Annotated in this window: 16 protein-coding genes; 2 read left to right on the forward strand and 14 right to left on the reverse strand. The window is 61.5% G+C overall.

Annotated features, from left to right (window positions below; translation table 11 throughout):
* Positions 1 to 52: 52 nt before the first annotated feature.
* From AC1RO5_RS02870 to AC1RO5_RS02935, 14 genes are read right to left on the reverse strand one after another with little or no spacing between them, the layout of a single operon-like run.
* Entirely contained in the window at positions 53 to 865 is an 813-nt protein-coding gene (locus AC1RO5_RS02870; protein WP_493172562.1) for a ChbG/HpnK family deacetylase, read from the reverse strand.
* Positions 837 to 2,057, reverse strand: coding sequence for a GNAT family N-acetyltransferase (locus AC1RO5_RS02875; protein WP_493172564.1), 1,221 nt, complete (start codon positions 2,055 to 2,057; stop codon positions 837 to 839). The genes AC1RO5_RS02870 and AC1RO5_RS02875 overlap by 29 nt, the downstream gene beginning before the upstream one ends.
* Before the next feature lie 31 nt (positions 2,058 to 2,088).
* On the reverse strand, positions 2,089 to 4,008 hold the full coding sequence (locus AC1RO5_RS02880; RefSeq protein ID WP_493172566.1) for a hypothetical protein: 1,920 nt from the start codon (positions 4,006 to 4,008) through the stop codon (positions 2,089 to 2,091).
* A complete protein-coding gene (locus AC1RO5_RS02885) occupies positions 4,005 to 5,309 on the reverse strand; it encodes a lipopolysaccharide biosynthesis protein (protein WP_493172568.1) in 1,305 nt (434 codons plus the stop codon). The genes AC1RO5_RS02880 and AC1RO5_RS02885 overlap by 4 nt, the downstream gene beginning before the upstream one ends.
* Positions 5,306 to 6,307 carry a polysaccharide deacetylase family protein gene (locus AC1RO5_RS02890; protein WP_493172570.1) on the reverse strand — a complete coding sequence of 334 codons (1,002 nt, stop codon included), beginning with the start codon at positions 6,305 to 6,307 and terminating at the stop codon, positions 5,306 to 5,308. The genes AC1RO5_RS02885 and AC1RO5_RS02890 overlap by 4 nt, the downstream gene beginning before the upstream one ends.
* Positions 6,308 to 6,319: 12 nt before the next feature.
* Entirely contained in the window at positions 6,320 to 7,456 is a 1,137-nt protein-coding gene (locus tag AC1RO5_RS02895; RefSeq protein WP_493172572.1) for a glycosyltransferase, read from the reverse strand.
* The gene (locus AC1RO5_RS02900) at positions 7,449 to 8,417 is read right to left on the reverse strand and encodes a glycosyltransferase family 2 protein (protein WP_493172574.1); all 969 of its coding nucleotides are present in this window, start codon (positions 8,415 to 8,417) and stop codon (positions 7,449 to 7,451) included. The genes AC1RO5_RS02895 and AC1RO5_RS02900 overlap by 8 nt, the downstream gene beginning before the upstream one ends.
* On the reverse strand, positions 8,414 to 9,781 hold the full coding sequence (locus AC1RO5_RS02905; RefSeq protein ID WP_493172576.1) for an O-antigen ligase family protein: 1,368 nt from the start codon (positions 9,779 to 9,781) through the stop codon (positions 8,414 to 8,416). Before AC1RO5_RS02905 ends, AC1RO5_RS02900 begins: the two co-directional genes overlap by 4 nt.
* Positions 9,778 to 10,833: a glycosyltransferase family 4 protein gene (locus AC1RO5_RS02910; RefSeq protein ID WP_493173202.1), complete on the reverse strand. Its 1,056-nt coding sequence runs from the start codon at positions 10,831 to 10,833 to the stop codon at positions 9,778 to 9,780. The genes AC1RO5_RS02905 and AC1RO5_RS02910 overlap by 4 nt, the downstream gene beginning before the upstream one ends.
* A 32-nt stretch (positions 10,834 to 10,865) precedes the next feature.
* Positions 10,866 to 12,461, reverse strand: a complete 1,596-nt coding sequence (locus AC1RO5_RS02915; protein ID WP_493172578.1) for a GumC family protein — start codon at positions 12,459 to 12,461, stop codon at positions 10,866 to 10,868.
* Positions 12,462 to 12,478: 17 nt separating this feature from the next.
* Positions 12,479 to 13,501 (reverse strand): polysaccharide biosynthesis/export family protein, encoded by a 1,023-nt coding sequence (locus AC1RO5_RS02920; protein ID WP_019648519.1) that lies wholly within the window; start codon positions 13,499 to 13,501, stop codon positions 12,479 to 12,481.
* Between the two features lie 23 nt (positions 13,502 to 13,524).
* Positions 13,525 to 14,169, reverse strand: a complete 645-nt coding sequence (locus tag AC1RO5_RS02925; RefSeq protein ID WP_493172581.1) for a CpsD/CapB family tyrosine-protein kinase — start codon at positions 14,167 to 14,169, stop codon at positions 13,525 to 13,527.
* Positions 14,170 to 14,916 (reverse strand): sugar transferase, encoded by a 747-nt coding sequence (locus tag AC1RO5_RS02930; protein ID WP_493172583.1) that lies wholly within the window; start codon positions 14,914 to 14,916, stop codon positions 14,170 to 14,172.
* An 11-nt stretch (positions 14,917 to 14,927) separates the two neighbouring features.
* Positions 14,928 to 15,971: an NAD-dependent epimerase gene (locus AC1RO5_RS02935; protein WP_493172585.1), complete on the reverse strand. Its 1,044-nt coding sequence runs from the start codon at positions 15,969 to 15,971 to the stop codon at positions 14,928 to 14,930.
* 477 nt (positions 15,972 to 16,448) lie between these two features.
* Here AC1RO5_RS02935 and AC1RO5_RS02940 point away from each other — a divergent pair, with 477 nt between their 5' ends.
* Together AC1RO5_RS02940 and AC1RO5_RS02945 are read left to right on the forward strand one after the other, a co-directional pair.
* Positions 16,449 to 18,146, forward strand: a complete 1,698-nt coding sequence (locus AC1RO5_RS02940; protein ID WP_493172587.1) for a sulfatase-like hydrolase/transferase — start codon at positions 16,449 to 16,451, stop codon at positions 18,144 to 18,146.
* A gap of 91 nt (positions 18,147 to 18,237) precedes the next feature.
* Complete coding sequence (locus AC1RO5_RS02945; RefSeq protein WP_493172589.1) at positions 18,238 to 18,906, forward strand: ABC transporter ATP-binding protein; 669 nt, start codon at positions 18,238 to 18,240, stop codon at positions 18,904 to 18,906.

The following is an 18,906-nucleotide window of genomic DNA, read 5'->3' on the forward strand; positions in this document are numbered from 1 at the left end:
CCTCCGAGGCTGGAGCCAGGGTGTGGTGGGTAACGTTTTCGATGGCGAAAAATCAGGATTTCAACGGGTGCAGTTCGGTAGAGTATTGCGGCTCCTCTTTGGACGCCTTCGGCACAACGGCATAGGACACCCTTGGAACACCCGCAAGACGCTGATCCAGCACAAGGCTCAGCGACTCGCCCGGGTCCAGATAGGCATCGCCAAAATCGGCGCCGATATGGATCGGATGGACGACGATTTCCAGCAGGCCGTCGATTGGCATCGCCACGGTGCGTAGGTCGACCGGGGTGCAGACGTTCTGGGCGGTCGCCCCGGACAGGCTGTTCAAGCGATGGTTGAGCAACGTTTTGAACACTCGTTTGGGCACACTCAAATTACTGCCTAGATCGCGCGCCAGTCGCACGGGCACCCCTTGACGGGCGGCAAACCGCGCGACGATTTCACCGATGGGCCAGATGTTGTGCACGTGCTGATGGGAATCGAGGTGGCTGGGGTGCAGGCCGTTGTCCAGGCAGCGTTGCCATTGGGCTTCGAGTTCCTCCAGCACCGCGTCGCGATCCAGGCGGTTGAGCCAGAGGCTGTGGCGGGGCAGGCTGAGGTCGAACTCACCCTGGCTGTCGCAAAACGTCGAACGTGTGAGAATCGACAGGCTCAACGGCCGGCCATACGTGAGGTTGAAGTGCAGCCCGATCCGCCCCTTGAGCAATGGCTGCCTGGCCAGGACGCAGGCCGCTTCGAAGGCCGGCATGTTGGCCATGGCGGTCGCGGAGCTGATGACCCCGGCGTGGAAGGCCCCCAGTATCACCGCGTTTTCGCTCGGGCTGAGGCCGAAATCGTCAGCGTTGACTATGACTTGGCGAGGCATGGCTGCCCTCTCTTCCTTGTTCGGTGGGTGCAGCGTCTTTCGCGACGGGAACCTGCATAGGTGTAAGCGTAGGAGCAACCAGCGCCGCTGCACGCCTGGCCTGCCATTTTTTTAACCAGGGTTTGATTCGGTGCCAGAGTCGCAGCGCCAGCCCCAGGGTGAGGCCGCTGGGGCGCCAGGAGTAGAAACTCCAGCGCCAGTGCTCCAGTTGTCCGGTCATGCGCTCCAGGAGTTGATGACTGGAGTTTTCCAGGCTGATCCGCGAGGCATCGATCCAGTGCCAGTTGTCGTCCAGCCCCCAGCGGATCCACTCTTCGAGCAGCACGCGCCCGCTGCCCAGGCCGGCGTATTGCGGCAAGAACGCCAGGTTGTAATCGTACAACCGGTCCTGTTCCAGCAAGCCGATGCGGTAGCTGATGCAGCGTCCGTCCAGTTCCAGCACCACCACCCGCACCAGTCCCAGTTCGGCAAGGGCGGTGAAGGCTTGCTCGATCCATTGCCGGTAGCGGTCATTGGTGAAAATTCCCACGCCTTGAAGGCCTTTCCAGCTCAGCGCTTCGACTTTGCCGAGGGTCCGCAACAGTGGCCTGATAGTGGCGGCGTCGGGGATTATCCGCCGGACCTCGGCACCGCAGGCCGCGATGCGTTTACGCGCCCGGCGCAGTTTGTAGCGCGGGTCGCCGGATACCTCCTGGTGGTCGGCGTCGCTGATCAGGTGCACCGGCACCCGACAACTGAGGCGGCGTTCGCCGGTCGAGCTGTGGGCCATCCAGGTGGTCAGCGCACTTTCCTCGCCGATGGGTTCGGACAATTCATTGAGTTGCAGCATCGCATGGGGCACGCGACGGCGGATGATCACCAGCGCCTTGCGCATGCTCTCGGCATCGAGGCAACTGAGCAGGGCCAAGCGATCGGTGAGGGGATAACCGAGGTGATGCAGGACTCGAAACGGTAGCCCGCCAAAGCGCTCCACGGACACCACCAACGGCAGGCACAAGGCCAATTCATCGCCGTGCCAGCCGAGCAGAACGTGCAAACGCTCCCCGGCCACCAGTGCCTGTTCCGATGCGCGCAGCCAGGCGAGGGTGTTGAACGGCGTGTGGTCCGTCATGCGCCAGCGCAACCCCTCATAAGCGGCTGTTGGAAAGTCCGGAGCGCACAGCGACGTGCGCCATTCAAATCGAGCCATCATAGGTTCAGACCGCCGCATAACTCATGGACGTTCATGAGGCGCTCCAGCTCAGGGCGAACAGGGTTTGCCCTGGCAGGTCGAAGCTGACACGACCGTCCTGACAGTTGAATTTGCCTTCGCGACTGCGGCTGTCGGCACCGAAATACACCAGCGCTCCCTTGGTGAGCGGGCATGTCGCCCCGGCCAGATCGACACGCTGCAAGCGCGCGCCCTTATTGACGCCCAACAGGCTGCGTTGGCGCTCGGTGGCCATCGCCAGCACGTCGACTTCGAAGGCGTCGTTGTCCAGGCGCATGACGTTTTTCAGCCAGTGCTGCCGGATGAATTGTTGGGCCAGGCCCACCGGTTTGAGCTCGAAACGATCGCCGCCCAGCACCCGCACCATGCCTTTGGGGTAGTTCGGTTCGTCGGCGGCCTGGAACCAGTTGAGCATGTCCAGCAAGCCGTCCTGCGCCGAGTTGATGACCACCGAGGCCCACCACAGCGAAGCGAAGTGGGTTTCCTGATCGTAGGGGCTCAGGCTTGAGCCGCTGGACAGGTTGGTCTGGTCCAGCAGCAAGGCCTTGCGTGGCCGGCCCTTGGCATCGAGGCCCACCAGCTCGGCGGCGCGGCGCACGCTGTCGCGGTAGACCCGGGTCGCCAGCAGGTCGCGAACCATCCATTCATGCCAGGCGAGGGCGTCGATCTGCTCGCCGGATTCGGCCAGCAGGCGCCGTGCCCAGTCGATACCGCGCTTGTCGGCAGCATCGTCGGTGAACGGGCCGTTGACGAAGCGCGAACTGGCGGGCATGGCAATGCGAATGCCGGCCTTGGCGTTGGCCGGATCGCTGCGCACTTGCCGGGCCATGCTGTTGAAGATCGCCTGGTAGTTGGCGTAGCTCGAGTAGTTGAGATTCGGCTCGTCGGCGAACGCGATGTAGTGAGTGCCGCTGCCACCGAGGGCGCGGGTGGCGGCGAGCCAGGCGTCGAGGCCGGCGTTGCTCATGGTGTCGGCGCGCAGATCGGCCTGACGCTGGCTGCCGGCCAACAGCGTGATGTCCTGCGTGATACCGAAGCGGTTCTGATAGAGCTGGCGGAACGCATCTTCGTGGTGCGGATTTTGCGCAGTGACGTCGACGAAACTGTAATAGGAACCCGCCTGAGGCTTGAGGGCGTCGAGCGCCGCGAAACTGGATTGCGGTGGCAGCACGTAGGGCAAGTAAATGCCCAGGTTCGGGGTCGGGCCGAGCGTCTCTTTATGCAGGGTCAGCCGGGTCTGGCCATCGTCCTCGCGCAGCGGCTTGAGTTGCTGCGGGTTCTGGGCGAACAGGTTCGTCGTGCCATCGAGCCAGAACGCGACCTTGCCGCTGCCTTGCAGGCGCAGGCGCCAGACTTGTTCGTCCTGGGTGACGGGCAGTTCAAGCTGATCGAATTGCCAATAGGCGCGATAGGGTTTCAGCGCCAGCGTCACTTGTTTGTTATCGCCCACACGTTGGGCCAGCAGAGCGCTGACGCCACCGTGAAACTTGCCGGCCAGCACGGCGTGTTCCCCCGGTGCGACTTTGAAATACAGCTCATCGCCGCCACGGGTTTCGGCGCTGAAATGCACCTTGGCCGGGGCGAACAATGCCACGGTGCGTTCGTCGTGTTCGACGGTGTAGCGGCGGAAGCTGTAGCCCGGAATTTCCAGTCGATAACTGGCGGCACCCGGCGCCAGCGGCCAGCTCTGCTTGCCGCGTGTTTCACTGGCGGCGATTAGGCGATCACCCTTCAGGTTGCCGTTGCCGTCGAGCAGGTACAGGTGTTCTTCGTTGGCATCGGCCTGCCACGCCGGGACCCACTGGATGGTCAACGTGTCGGGGCGATCCGCTTGCAGGTACAGGCTGCCGTCGCGAATGTCGGCCCAGCGCATGGGTGCCGCCTGAGCGCTCAAACCGAGACCCAGGCTCAACAGCAGCACCAGGCGTTTCATGCCGATTTCCGTTGCAGCATCTGCAGCATCGGTGCCACATCGCTGGGCAGGATGATCAGGGTTTGCCAGGCCGGTACGCCGCTCAACCGGCAGTACATCACCAGTAGTGCGACGGTCACCGCCAGGTAGGCGATGGACGAAGCCGCCGCGGCGCCGACGATGCCATACATCGGGATCAGCAACAGGTTCAGGGCCAGGTTCAGCAGCGCGCCGAGGCCCACCAACAGCGAAACCGTGCCGGGGCGATTTTTGCCCAGCAAGTCCAGGCGCAGGATGCTCGCATAGCAAAGGCCGAGCAGCCCCGGCAGCAGCGCCAGTAAGGCTGGGTAGGCCGGTTGATAAGCAATGCCGAACAGCGTGACGATCAGCCATTGCCCGATCACGGCCATGGTCAGGCAGGCACCGAGCATCACCGTGGCGGTCAGGCGCAGGGCCAACGGTGTCAGGCGATCCATGCCTTCGTCTTGTTGCAGCAGGCGTTTCATCAGCGGCGTGGTCACCGCTTCCGGGACGATCAGCAGCAACTCGGCGGCAGCGCTGGCCATGGCGTAATGACCCAACGCCGTGCTGCCGAGCAAGGCACCGATGAACAGGTAATCGGAGCGCAGAATGACTTGCTGGAACAATAAGTCGGGATGGCTACGGGCGCTGTAGCGCAACAGTTCTTTCTGGCTGGCGCGGTCCCATTGCAACGTCAAGGGTTGCGCACGGTTGAGCCAGAACCAACCGGCCAGCACCACCAGGCTGATGCCGGCCAGCCAACTGATCAGCGCCGCCTCCAGCGCGGCGTCTTTCCACATCCAGAACAAGGCGATAAACAGCAGCAGTGGCGCCAGCGATTCCACCAGCCGCAAGGCATTGAACGCCACCACTCCGCCCGACGCGTTGTGCAAGGTCAGCAGACCGCTCTTGAGCACGGTCAGCGGCACCGCCAGCAGCAACAGCCAGGCAAGCAATCCCAGTTGCGTGGTGATGTCGAGTTCGCTGCCGAACTCGCGCACCAGCGCCACCACCAGCAACGTCAGCAAACCCGCCAGCAGGCAACCGAACACCAGCACCTGGCTCAGCAGCAAACCCATCGGCCGTTGCTTGGCCGCCTGATAACCCACCGCCGAATTCAGCCCGCCGCTGGTGGCGGCACTGATCAAATCGGGCAGGGTACTGAGCAGCGCAAACAGGCCGCGCTCGCTGGGCCCCAGAATCCGCGCCAGCAATACGTTGCGCAGCAGCCGCAAGCCGATCATCGCCAGTTTGGTGCCCATGCTCAGGGCCAGGTGTTTGAGGTAGTGGCTGCGACTCATGGCCGGGCTCCGCGGTAGATACGCCACGACAGCAATTCCGGATTGCGTGCCGTGCGCTGGCTGATGCCGATCCGCGGCAAGGCCAATGGATCGCCGACACCACGGTAAATCCCGCTGGCGGTGCCCAGGGCAAACGGAAAGTCGTGGTCGGCCACGTGTTCGCGCACCCGCGCATCATGGTCGCCATTGGGGTAGCAGTAGACCGGCAGCGGCCGGTTGCAGCCGTTCAACAGTGCATTGCGGCTGCGGCTCAGTTCTTCATCCAGGTGTTGATCGTCAAGGGCGGTGAAGATCGTGTGGCTGGCGCCGTGAGGGCCGAAGCGGATCAACCCGCTGGCTTCCAGCGCGCGCACTTGATGCCAGTCCAGGGCCTGGGGCAACGACTCTTCAGGGCATTGGTCGGTGAGCCGGCTCAGTTCGCCCGGCGGCAGGTTTTTCAGGCTTTGCAGAAAATGCAAAAGCGCCAGGCTACGGCGCTGCACATCCAGATCATCGAGCAGCACCGGTAACGGTCGCCCGATCTGTCGCAGGCATTCAATCAAGTGCGTCCGGGCTTTTTCACCGTGGCTGTGCCACAGGGTTTCCCCCAGGCTTTCCCACCAGAAGCGTTGCCGGCTGCCGATGAAATCGGTGGAGAGAAAAATGCTCGCCGGCATCTGATGCCTTTTCAGCAACGGGAAGGCATTCAGCGCGTTGTCGCGCCAGCCATCGTCGAAGGTCAGCGCGACTTTGGGGCGCTCCGACATGGCGGTGCCGGGTTGCAGAATTTCCATCAGCGGCACGCAATCGAAGTGTTTTTTCAACCAGAGCAGCAGGTGAGCAAAGCCTTTCGGTCCGACGCACAGTTCATTGCGATGGGGCAGGTCGGCGGCGCGGTCATTGGGCAGCACCCGGTGCAGCATCAGGATCACCCCGGCACCGTGCAGTTGGTGACGGCCTACCGGCGAGTTGAGATAGAGCCAGCCACTGGTGCGTTTTAGTAATTGTCTGATCGCCATGGCGCGGTCCTTTCAACGATTTTGCTCGGGGTTCCACTGCGCGTACCGCTGTCCACGCAGGAACTGCCACAGGCCGATACTCATCCCGGCAAGGGTCACCAGAAAGAAGCCGGCGAGGCGAAAGGGTTTGGGCAAACGGTGTTGCACATCCAGCAGGCCGGCGATGGCTACCGCATAACCGAGTAGTTGCGCGATCAGGCTCAGGCGATAGAAGCCATGGACGTCCCACAACCAGAAGTTGCTCAGCAACAACGGCAGCAACAGGATCGGTGCCAGGCGTCGAATCAGTTTGTGGCTGATCAGCGCAATCGCATACAAGCCATGGCGCCAGGGGTTCAACAGTTCCCGACGCTGGGCCAGGCTCTGCAGGCCGCCGACGGTGACGCGCAGACGACGGCGCCATTGTTTGTCGATCTCATCGACGCCCTGGTCGATCACCCGGGCTGTGGGCACATAGACAATGCGTTTGAGCGCCACCGGCGCGCAGGTGCTGATAAAGAAATCATCGTTGACCTCCGCCGGCACGTTCTGGAACAACTCGCGGCGCAGGGCAAGCAGGGCGCCGTCGGCGGAGACCATGCAGCCGGTGCGGTTTTCCACCAGGCGCAGCCAGCCTTCGTAGTGCCGATAAAGGCTGTCGCCCAGGCTCAGGCCCTGGCCCGTCACCGGGATCAACATGTGCCCGGCGCAGGCCCCGACCTGTGGATCGGCCAGGGGCGCGAGCAATTGGCCGAGGGTGTCGGTCGACCATTGGTTGTCGGCATCGGTGAACACCAGAATTTCGCCCGTGCTCAGGGTGACGGCGGCATTCAAGGTGGCCGCCTTGCCCTGACGGGGCAGGTCGAGCACGCTGATGCGCGGGTCGATGACCTTGTGGGCGCAGGCCACGGTGTCGTCGGTGGAGCCGTCGCTGGCCAGAATGATCTGTAGCGAGCGCGCCTGATAATCCTGGGCGAGCAGGATGCGCAGCTTCTCTTCGATGTACTGGGCCTCGTTGTGCGCGGCAATGACGATGCTCACGTTCATCGGTTGCGCTGGCTCATGACGGGGCGCCGCAAACAACGGCGAGAGCAGCGTCAGCAGCAGCGGGTAGCCGAGCCAGGCATACACCGGCAATAACAGGCACCACCAGAACACGAATTCAGCCACGGGCGGGTCTCCTGGCATTCCAGCGACAAAGGCTCAGGATGAGCGCGGCACCGGCCAGGTGCAGACGCACCCAATGCAGGCCCCAGAGTTGCAGCATCAGGCGCAGGTCGCGGTGTTTCAGGCTTTGCCGCAGACTTTGGGCGAGCGCTGGCAGGCTGGTGACGAACAGCATGAATAGCGCCAGTCGGGGGGAACCGTTGAACAGGGCGGATAGCGCCATGAAATCCAACACCCAGGCGATGATCGACAGCATCGGGAAACGCAGTAAACGCAGACTCATGCCGTGGCTGCGCAGTAATTGCAGGTGACTGCCCTGACGCCAGAACTCCTTGCCCATCCATTCGCGCCAACTGCTCTCGTAACCCCAATGCAGGGCAACGCTCTGGTTGACGGACAGCAGGCGTGCGCCAGAGTGGGAAAGGCGCATGGTGAAATCTTTGTCTTCGCCAGTGCGCAGGTTTTCGTTGAAGCCGCCGACTTTGTCGAACCATGGACGACGCATCAACAGATTGGAACTGGGCAGCCATCGCACTGTTTTCAGCGTTTCATCGTTCGGGCGCAACGTGCGGCGTTGCCAGGCATTGGCATACCACGGGGCTTCGGTCGGGGTGTGCAGGTCCAGTCCCAGGACGTCGACCTGAACCGCGTGTTGGATGCTCAACAACAGCGTGAGCCAGTCCTCGGGCATCTCGATATCGGCATCGATGAAGCCCAGCCATTCGCCTGTCGCCATTGCCGCTCCGCGATTGCGCAGGGCGCCGATCAGCAGCCCGGGCAGCACCAGCACCTGCGCCCCGAGCTGGCGAGCGATGTGCGGGCCCTGATCGTCGGAGCCGTTATCGACCACAATCAGCTCGCATTCCATCCCGGCAGCCTGCGCGGCTTTTTTCGCGGCAAGCAAGGTGCGGCCGATGTGCCTGGCCTCGTTGTACATCGGGATGGCAATGCTGATGCGGTTCATGCCACGGGCTCCGTCAGCGGACGTTCTTGCGCCTTGAGGCGCAACACCCAGGTCAGGGCGAGCATGATCCACAGGTACTTGTGGTTCGGTGCGCTGAGGAACATCAAAAACAGTGTCAACGACAGATAACTTATGCCCAGGTGGGTGATCAGGTCGGCCTGCTCCCAATCCCGTCGCAGCATCCAGGCTTGACGGGCGCGGACCAGGTTATACATCCCAAGGCCCAGCATGCCGACGAACAGCAGCCCGGCGGGAATCCCCAGTTCACTGAAGATTTCCATGTACGTGTTGTGAGCGCGACGGTACAAGTCGCCGGGCTTGCGGTTGGCTGAAAACACCTTGGCGTAACCGGAGGTGGCGTAGTGCAGCGGGAAGGTGCCGGGGCCGGAACCGAGTAACGGATGCTCACGAATGATCTGGCTGCCGACCACAAGGTATGACGCGCGGCGGCCGAGGGATTCGTCCTGGCTTTTGGAGCCTTCTTTCAAGACGCTCAAGGACTGGATGCGCTTGAGGTAACCAGCCGGCATCGAATAAGTCGCCACCGGGATCACGATCGCAAGGCCGAGCATGGCAAAACCCAAGTGGCGCGGCCGGATGCGTGGCAACTGCGCGCGGTAGTGCCAGGCGCCGATCATCAAGCTCAGGAACAGGACCACCAGTCCGGAACGGGAATCGGTTTTGGTCATGCCGCCCAGCAGCAAAATGCAGCAGCCGCCCCAGAACAATCGGTGCAACAGGTTCGGGCCGCGGATCACCAGCAGCAGGGCCAACGGTACGGCGAAGGCGATCAGCAGGGCAAACGAGTTCGCGTCTTCCAGCAGCCCGGCGGCGCGGCCCTGGTCCTGATACTTGGTGGAGAACATCGCCAGCACAGAGGTCGCGGCAACGCTGAGGGTCACCAGCCGGGCGAACAGATCGAGGTTCAACTCACGGCCGATCAGCAAGGTGATCACAAACAGCACCATGCCGACACTCATGTCCCGCAGATGACTCTGGGACATGTCCATGTTGTCGGTATTGATCATACTCAACCCGTACAACACCATGAATCCGATCAGATAGCGCCAGATGTTGCTGCGCAGGCGCTCGGACGGAATCTGGTGAATGGCCAGTTGCAACATCAGGACCAGTGCCAGTGACGCACCGATGAATTTGGTGCCTGACAGCGCGTTGCCCTTGAAGAAACCTTCGAACGGCACCAGCGCCGCGATGCCCAACAACCCCCAGGCGGGTTTTCGGTAGAGCACACCGACAGCGACCATGCCCAGCACCGCGCCTGGCGCCAGATAGGGGTAAGGGCTGGCCAGCAAACCGAGGCAGACCAGGGCGAGCAGACTGACGATCGAGAGCGGAAAGATCACGTGCGTGCCTCCCGTGCAGTACGGATATAAAGCTGCGACCAGCGTTCGGCCAAGGCCTTCAGGTCGTAACGGTCCTGTTGCGTACGTTTTGCGTTGTCGATCAGTTCGCCAGCCAGTGCCGGCTCACTCAGCAGCGTGTCGAGCTGCCGGGCGAGGGCGACGCTGTCGGTGGGGGGCGCCAGCAGGCCGTTGTGCCGGTCCTCCAGCACATCGGGAATTCCGCCGACGCTGAACGCTACTACCGGCACTCCGGCCTGCATCGCTTCGAGCAAAATCATCGGCGTGCCCTCGGTGCGCGAGCTGATCACCAGCGCATCGAGTTGCGGCCACCAGCGGTTCATGTCGGTCTGGTAACCCGGCAGGGTGATGCGGTTGTGCAAGCCGGCAGCGGCAATTCGCGCCAGCAGGGTTTCCCGTTCCGGACCGTCGCCGAGCATCACCGCGTCCAGTTGCGGATGTCGCTGACACAGCGCAATCAGCGCATCGAGAAACAGGTCCGGGCCTTTTTCATGGGTCAGCCGACCGACGTAGCCCGCCAGCCAGCGCGGGTGTCTGGCGTTGTGGGGCAGCAGGCCGTTGGCGGTTGGCAGACCATTGGGAATCACTTGCAGCTTCTCCTTCCGAACACTGGCTTTGCGGTGCAGCACCGCGATGCTTTCGGCCACGCACACCACCCGATCCACCGACGCCGTGCGGCACAGTTGCAGGCTCAGCCAGCCGTAGAAGCGTTGCTTGCGACTGCGCGGGGTGAAACCGTGCTGGGTAATCACCAACGGCAAGTCAAACAATGTCGCGCCGACCCAGCCAAACACCAGACCTTTGAAATTGTGCGTATTGATCAGCGGATGTTCAGCCCGCCGATAACGTAAATGACCCAGCAATTGCCCAATTCCCGCGAAAGCGCGGCAGTCGATCCCGGCCTCGCGGAACCGGTCGATCAGGGCCGGCGGCGCATCCAGAAACAGCACCTGGTGGTGTCCCGGCGTCGCCAGGCAATGGTCCAGCAACATCCGCTCAGCGCCATAAAAGCCGCCGCTGCTGATCAAATGCATGATCGGCAGCGCGCTGGCGCTGAGCGGCCCGTTCAATGGCGCACCCAATACATGAGGCTAGGCACGGTCCAGTTCTTGTGCGGGTTGTTCGGCAAGGCGTCCTGATCGTTGATCACCAACAGCACCGGCAAGCCCAGTTCATGGGTGATTTGCGCTGGATGTTTGAAGCTGTGATCGAAGAACTCACGCACGTAGACGAAGGCAATCGCCAGCAGCAGGCCGGTCAGCATCCCGAACGGAATGATCAGCAGCGGTTTGGGAAACGCCACCTCGGTCGGTTCGAACGGCGGGCTGAGCACCCGGGCGTTGGACAAATCGCTGTCCAGCGCGCGGGCGGTGCTGCTTTCGGCAAAGCGCTGGGCGTAGGTGGAGAACGCCGCGTGCAAGGCATTGATCTCGGTATCCATCTGCTGCAGCTTGCTCTGCGCCACTTGCAACTGGTGGATGCGGTTCTTGAACTCGGCGATGCGCGCGGTTTTCTGGTTGATCACTGAGGTGACAATCGCCAGGTCGCTGGTGCGCTCCTGAATCCGGTTGCTGACGATTTTCAGGAACTGCTGGCGGGTGCGGGTAATTTGCTCACGGGCCAGCAGCATCGGTTCACTGCCCGGCTGGAACACCGCCAGGTCGTTCATGTAGCGGCTGACTTGAGTCGTCAGTTGCTCACCGATCTGCCGGATCTCCCGGTCTTCGAAGGCAATGTTGTCCACCGTGGTGGTGAAGGTGAAGGGGAAGGTGTAGTCGTTGAGCCGAGTGGTATTGTTGGCTGCCGCCAGCGCGGTTTTCAGGTAGTCGAGCCAGCGCTGGCTTTGCAACAGGCGATCCTGATACTGGTTCAGGTTCTCTTCCTCGGTGTTGATGGCGTTGAGGCGGAAGGTGATTTCTTCCTTCGGATCGGACGCGCCGATCTTCTCGAGCAACGCCAGTCGAGTGCCTTCCAGGCCATCGAGCCGCCCCTGATACTGCTTCTTCTTGGTTTCGTAGAAGCTCTGTGGCAGGTCGATCGATTGCAGTTCCTGACGGCTGGCCAGGTAGTTTTGCAACATCGTTGCGACAAACCGGGTGCCTTGGGCCGGATCGCTTGAGCTGTAGATAATGGAGATCACGTTGGAGCCGGGCAGGGTGTCGATCTTCAGGTTATCGATGGCCTCCTGGGTGAAAGTATCCAGGCTGGTGTCCCGCACCGGATCGATTGCAAGCCCGAGCGCGCCGCGCACCGGGTTGATCACGTATTCACGCAAGGGGTTGGTCACGAAACTCTGGATCGGTACGGTCACCAGTTTGTTGAAGGCCCCGGGGTTGGGCGTGTACTCGCCTTTGGCCTGCAGGTCGCTGATGGTCTGACGGATCAGGGCCGGCGAGCGCAGGATATTGCTCTCTGTTTCCATATCCGCCAGTGACGGCGGAATGAAAGAGGCATCCCCCTGGGTCAGGGATGTGGTGGCGTCTCCCTGAGAGAGTTTTTTGGACTGCACGAGCACCTGCGCGGTGATATCGAAGCTCTGTTTGAGCACCAGCGGCAGGAGCAGGGCGATCACTGCAAAGATCAGGAAGATTCGCTTCACCAACCGCTTGTTGGCGAAGAAAATCCTGAAGAACTCATGCAGGTAGTTTTCCTTTGGGTTCATGATCGGTCTCCTGAGCTTTAGTTGTTACTGCCTTTGTTGTCGACGCGGTAGCCGAAGCTGAAGCCGACCCCCTGGAACAACACCACGTCCGCCAGTTGCCGCGCGAGTTCACCGGCGCTGGCCAGTTTGGTCTTGGGCACGTAGAGCATGTCGTCCGGTTGCAGGTAAGCAATCTGCGACGCATCACCGGACAAGGCTTTCTCCACGTCGTAGCGCACGGCCTGCACTTGGTTGCCGTTGCGGCGCATGATCACCACCGAATCGAGGCGCGCCTTGACGCTGGTGCCACGGGCCAGGGTCAACGCTTCGAGCACCGAGACCGGGCGGCGAATCGGGTAGGAGCCCGGCTGCCCGACTTCACCCAGCACATAGATTTCGTTGCCCGATGTGGACTTGAGCATGACGTCGACTGTCATCCGTCCCGGCAATTGCGCGTAACGTTGATTGAGGAACGTTTCGAGCTGGTTGACGGTCATGCCTTGCAGCGGCACGGAGCCGATCTCCGGAAAACTCGCATAGCCGTCGTTACCCACGGTGATCTCCCGGCTCATGCCGGTAGCAGGGTGGTTAAGGGCGCTCTTGAGGTTTTGCTCGTTGCTCAGCGGGCTGGTGACCAGCACGGTCAACTGGTTGCGATTGGGCTGGAACAGGGCTTTGCGGTTATAGGCGCGCTGGATTTCCTCCCGGGCCTGGACCGAGGTCATCCCGCCGATTTTCACCGAAGTGTTGGCCCCTGGCAGTTCGATGGTGCCGTCGGGCAGCACCAGTTGCGTGCCGTTGAGCTGGCTGGCCGCCGTGAAGTTCAGCGCGACCTGGTCACCGGGCTGAATGCGGTAAGCCTCCGAGCCACTGGTGCTGACGTGGAAGATCACATCCAGCACGTCCTTGGGCCGCAAGGTCTGTTCTACCTTGGGCATATCGGTGGCCTGGGCGTTGGCCGGCTCGGCCGTGAGGATCTGCACCGGCATGTTCTGGGTTTCACTGGTGCTGGAGCAACCTGCAAGCGGTAGCAACAGCAGGACAAGCACTTTGGCATTCATGACTTCATCCTTCAGGTGGGTGCTTACAGGTTTTTGTAGAGCCATTTGGGCATGTAGTACTTGCGCCGGTTGAAGACGCTGCCCACCAGTTTCGCGCCGGCCTGGGTCAGGCGCTGGGCCGCGGCCTGGGCCACTTCCCAGCGGGTGTCTTCCGCGCGCACCACCATGATCACGCCGTCCACCAGAGTGCTGATGACGAGGGTGTCGACGGCCGCATACACCGCATCGCCGTCGATCACCACGAAGCGATACCGATCGACCAGCTGCTCGAGCAACGGGATCAGCTGTTCGCTGGTCAGGTGCTCGGTGCCGCGGATGTGCCGCCCGTTCGGCAGGATGTGGAAGGGCAGGCTGGAGACGTTCACCAGGCAGTCCTGCAGCAGCGGCGGGGAATCGTTGAACAGCAGGTCGCGAAAGCCGCGCTCTTTGCTCAGCCCCAGCTGTTGCGTGAGGTTGCCCGTCGACTGGCTGGCGTCCACCAGCAGCACTTGGCCGTTGCTCATCGACGCCAGTTGGCTGGCCAGCGCCAGGGCACTGGTGGTGGTGCCCGTGCCTGCGTTGGCAGCGGTCAGAAAAAGGATCCGCAGATCCAGGTCGAGCACGGTCGAGGTCAGGTTGGACTCGCTCGGGCTGGCGATGGTCAGGCTGTTGTTCGATGAACCGTCCATTTAACTCGCTCCGTGGCCGTTGAATACGATGAAGGGGGTTTTCAACAGAATCTTCAGATCAAGCAACAGGCTCTGCTCGGCGATGTAGGTGAGGTCCAACTCAACGCGCTGGTCGAAGTCGATATTGCTGCGCCCGGAGATCTGCCACAGGCCGGTCATGCCGGGGTAGATGCTCAGGCGTGCAAGATGGCTGTCCTTGTAACGATGGGCATTGAACGAGGTGGGTCGCGGGCCTACTAAACGCATGTCGCCGCTCACCACATTGATCAGGTTCGGTAACTCATCGAGGCTGCTGCGCCGCAGGAAGCTGCCGATGGGGGTAATCCGCGGGTCGTTGTCGATCTTGAAGTCGATGGCGTCGGCGCCGTGCTTGTTCAGATGCCGCAGGGACTCCTTGAGCTCCTCGGCGTTGGCCACCATGGTGCGGAACTTGTACATGCCGAACATGCGACCGCGGTAGCCAGTGCGTTTTTGCACGAACATCACTGGCCCCGGGCTGCTGAACTTGATTGCCAGTGCCAGCCCCAGCAGCACCGGGGAGATCAACAGCAAAATCACCAGTGCACCGAGGCAGGCGAGCACCCGATTGGTGCGCGACAGGGTCCAGGACCGACCACCGTTACGGCCGGTCACCCAGCCGTGACCCTGCACGTGGATCGCCTTGTCGAGGCGCATCCGGTGCTCGGGATCCAGGCGGTTGTCACTCTGCATGTGATCGAGCAACATGCCTTTTTCATGTCCAGTCATAGAGTCCTCCGCTAAAGCCCGGCCATGAATGGCGAGTGGGCGCTACGCAGTGGGTAGTAGTCACGGAACCAGGCGATGAATCGTCCGAGTCCTTCATCCAGCTCTATCCGTGGCTGGAAACCGGTGGCCTGTGCCAGATCGCTGGCATCGGCGCAGGTGTTGAGCACGTCGCCCGGTTGCAGGGGCAGCAACTCGACGAGGGCCTTTTGCCCGAGGTGCTTTTCCAGCAGCGCCAGGTAGTCCTTGAGCTCTACCGGCTGCTGTCCGCCAATGTTGTAAATGCGCCATGGCGCCATGCTGCTGGCCGGATCCGGTTGCTCGCGGTTCCAGTCCGGTGCCGGCTGGGGCGCGCGTTCGATCAGGCGGGCGATGCTCTCGATGATGTCGTCGATGTAGGTGAAGTCCCGCTGGTGCTGGCCGTAGTTGAACAGTTTCAGCGGCTGCCCTTCGGCGATCGCCCGGGCGAACTGGATCGGCGACATGTCGGGCCGGCCCCAGGGCCCGTACACAGTGAAAAAACGCAAACCGGTGCAGGGAATGCCGAACAGATGGCTGTAGCTGTGGGCCATCGACTCGTTGGCTTTTTTGGTCGCGGCGTACAGCGACAACGGATGGTCTACGCCGTCCTTGACCGAATAAGGCGTGTGCTGGTTGGCGCCGTACACCGAACTGGACGAGGCATAGATCAAGTGCTTCACCGGGTGGTGACGGCAGCTTTCGAGGATGTTGAGGAACCCGCTCAGATTGCTGTCGAGGTAGGCCCGGGGATTTTCCAGGGAGTGCCGCACCCCGGCCTGGGCCGCGAGGTGAATCACCACTTCCGGTTGTTCACACTCAAACAGTGCGTCGAGGGCCTCGGCGTCGGCCAGGTCGACTTTTGCGAGGGGGAAATCGCCGACCTGCTCGCGCACCCAATCCACGCGATCATGTTTGAGTTGCGGGTCGTAGTAGTCATTGAAGTTGTCCAGCCCGCACACCTGATGCCCGTCGCTCAACAGCCGCAACACACAATGGGCACCAATGAAGCCGGCGGCTCCAGTGACGAGTATCTTCATGATCGTGGCGCCTCGGGAGCAGCCAATGCCGCAGCTTGGATCAGGCCGACGTAGCCCGTACCAAATACGCTTACGTCCATTTTGGCGCGCCTCGTAAGACGGTGGATGTAACTGAAATGAGACTGTCAAAAGGGGTATAGCCCAGCCTTGGGAAAGCGTGTCAGCAAAATGACGGGTAGCGCGGGCTGAAAACCCTGATTTCACGGGCTATTTGCTATCAAGTGCTTGCCGTTGCTGGATTTGTCTCAGTTTTGAGGGCTTGCTGAGGGTTTCAAGAAAACGATAAACGGTCGAAAGGCTTGTATTACAAGGGTTACCGGCGTTTTTGCGTGTCAGATTTGAGTCAACGTTTTTTTGACGCTTTTGGCAAAAAACCGGCATTTCTTGCGCTTCGATAGCTTAGTGCTAGTGTCAGAAAATGGCTGACAATCATTGGTTTCCATCGGCTAATGACGGCCATGGAGGTACTGCACCACCATGATCCGATACTTTAAGGAACTGTTGCTGGTTCTGTATTTACTCAAAAGCTACGACTTTTACCTCGACCGTCTCGAGGCGTTGGGCATCGGTTTGCCGATGTTGCTGTATGGCGGGATGTTCGTGGTGCTGACGATTGTGCTGTTCATGACCGCGTACATTCGTCAGACGCTGATCCGTCATTTGTTTGCGTTGGTGCTGTTTGTCTCGGCGGTTTTCTTTGACGTTTACACGCAAGTGACTGCCGGTTACCTGACTTACAGCAGTTTTGTGTCGCTGGTGTATTCCGGCGGGTTCATTCAGGAAGCGGCTTACCAGTACCGCGATGCGATCATCGGCGCGACGGTCAGTGGCTTGTTACTGCTGTTGGGTATCGGGCTCAAGCCGCGTCGACGGTTGCCGTTGCCGGGGGCGCTGTTGGCGGCGGCACCGGTGCTCGGGGTGCTGCTGCTCAGTGTCGTGTTGTTCGTGCGGGCCGGCGAGGGCGCCCGTGGCTTGCCGATCATGTACACGCCGTTGGCCTATCTGAATCTGTTTACCTATGAAGCACTGCACAACACCGTCGGCCCGCGCGAGCCGGTGAGCCTGGCGCGCATAGATCAGCCGGTGGGCCACGACATCGTACTGATCATCGACGAGAGCATTTCCGGTAACTACCTGGACATCAACACGCCGTTCGGTGTGCACAGCAACCTCAAGGAAGCGCATCCGGGCGTGGACATCTTCAATTACGGCTACGCCGCGTCCATCGCCAATTGCAGCGCCGACACCAACGTCACCCTGCGCTATGGCGGCACCCGTGCTGACTACATGCGGATCAACACCACGCTGCCGTCGATCTGGCAGTACGCGAAAAAGGCCGGGCTGCGCACGGTTTACATCGATGCCCAGCGCACGGGTGGCAACTTGCAGAACCTGATGAACGCCGCCGAGATAAAGGACATCGACGAGTTCGTGCAATTCGACCAGACCAGCGTGCGTGACCGCGACATGGCCGCGGCCGCCAAGCTGATCGACCTGCTCAACGACGGCACGCCGGAACTGGTGGTGATCAACAAGGTCGGCGCGCATTTTCCCGTGCACGACAAATACCCGGACGCGTTTATGGCCTACCGCCCGACCTTGCCTCGGGGGCAGTTTGTCGAGGTGGCGGACACGGGCACGCGCGAGGGTTTCAATGGGCAACCGGATGATTGGGTGCTGTACCGCAATGCCTACAAAAACACGGTGCTGTGGAATGTCGGCGAGTTCTTCGCACGGGTTTTCTCTCAGGCGGATTTACGCAATGCGTTGCTGATCTACACCTCGGACCATGGGCAGGATCTGCATGAGCGAGGGAACCCGGGGCTCAACACTCACTGCGGCAGTGATCCGGTGGAGGAGGAGGGGTTGGTGCCATTGGTGGTGATTTCGGGCAGCGACTTGAAGACCCTGGGCTGGCAGGCGCAGATGCCGGCCAACAAGGATCGCTCCAGTCACTACAACATCTTCCCGACGTTGCTGCAGTTGATGGGCTATGACCTGGCGGGGATCGAGGCGGTGTATGGCAAACCGTTGAGTGTGTCGACGGCGGATGATTTCACCTTCAACTATCGCTTCAATGCGCGGCTCGGCGCTATGCCGGCGTGGAAATACATCGATCTGAAGAGCATTGTGACGCCGGGGCCGGTGGTGCCGAGTGTGGCGGTGGGGCAGTGAGACTTTGATGGACTGAGCGGGCGATAAACGATAACGCGGTCCCGCTGCCGTCCGCTATCCTAGGCCCACTGTCTTCAACGAGCCTCCTCTCATGCTTTCGGTCCAGGGCGTCTTCAAAAGCTACGCCACCCCCCAAGGCCCATTGCCGGTGCTGCAAGGCGTCGACCTCACGTTGAAACCCGGCAGCAGCCTGGCGTTGATGGGCGAATCGGGCAGTGGCAAAAGCACCTTGTTGCACCTGATCGCCGGCCTGGACAAGGTCGATCGCGGCAGCATTCGCAGCGGCGAGCATCGGCTGGAGCAGATGAACGAAGGCCAATTGGCCAACTGGCGGCGCACCGAAATCGGCCTGGTGTTTCAGCAGTTCAACCTGATCGGCAGTTTGCGCGTCGAGGACAATCTGGCGTTTCAGGCGCGTCTGGCCGGGCGCCACGATCCGCGTTGGCAGGCGCATCTGGTGCAGCGTCTTGGGTTGGTGGATCTGTTGCAGCGCTATCCGGAACAACTGTCTGGCGGGCAACAACAGCGAGTTGCGCTTGGCAGGGCGTTGGCCTCGCAACCGAAACTGCTGCTGGCCGACGAACCCACCGGCAGTCTCGATGAAGCCACCAGCGATGAGGTGTTGAAGTTGTTGCTGGAGCTGCTCGACGACAGCCCGACGACGTTGCTGATGGTCACTCACAGCCCAAGGGTCGCCGCGCGACTGGCGGAAAAAGTGATGCTGCACGGTGGCCGTCTGGCTGGCGCGGACGAGCGCTGA

This window comes from Pseudomonas sp. GW822-FHT02G04 (genome assembly GCF_058802085.1).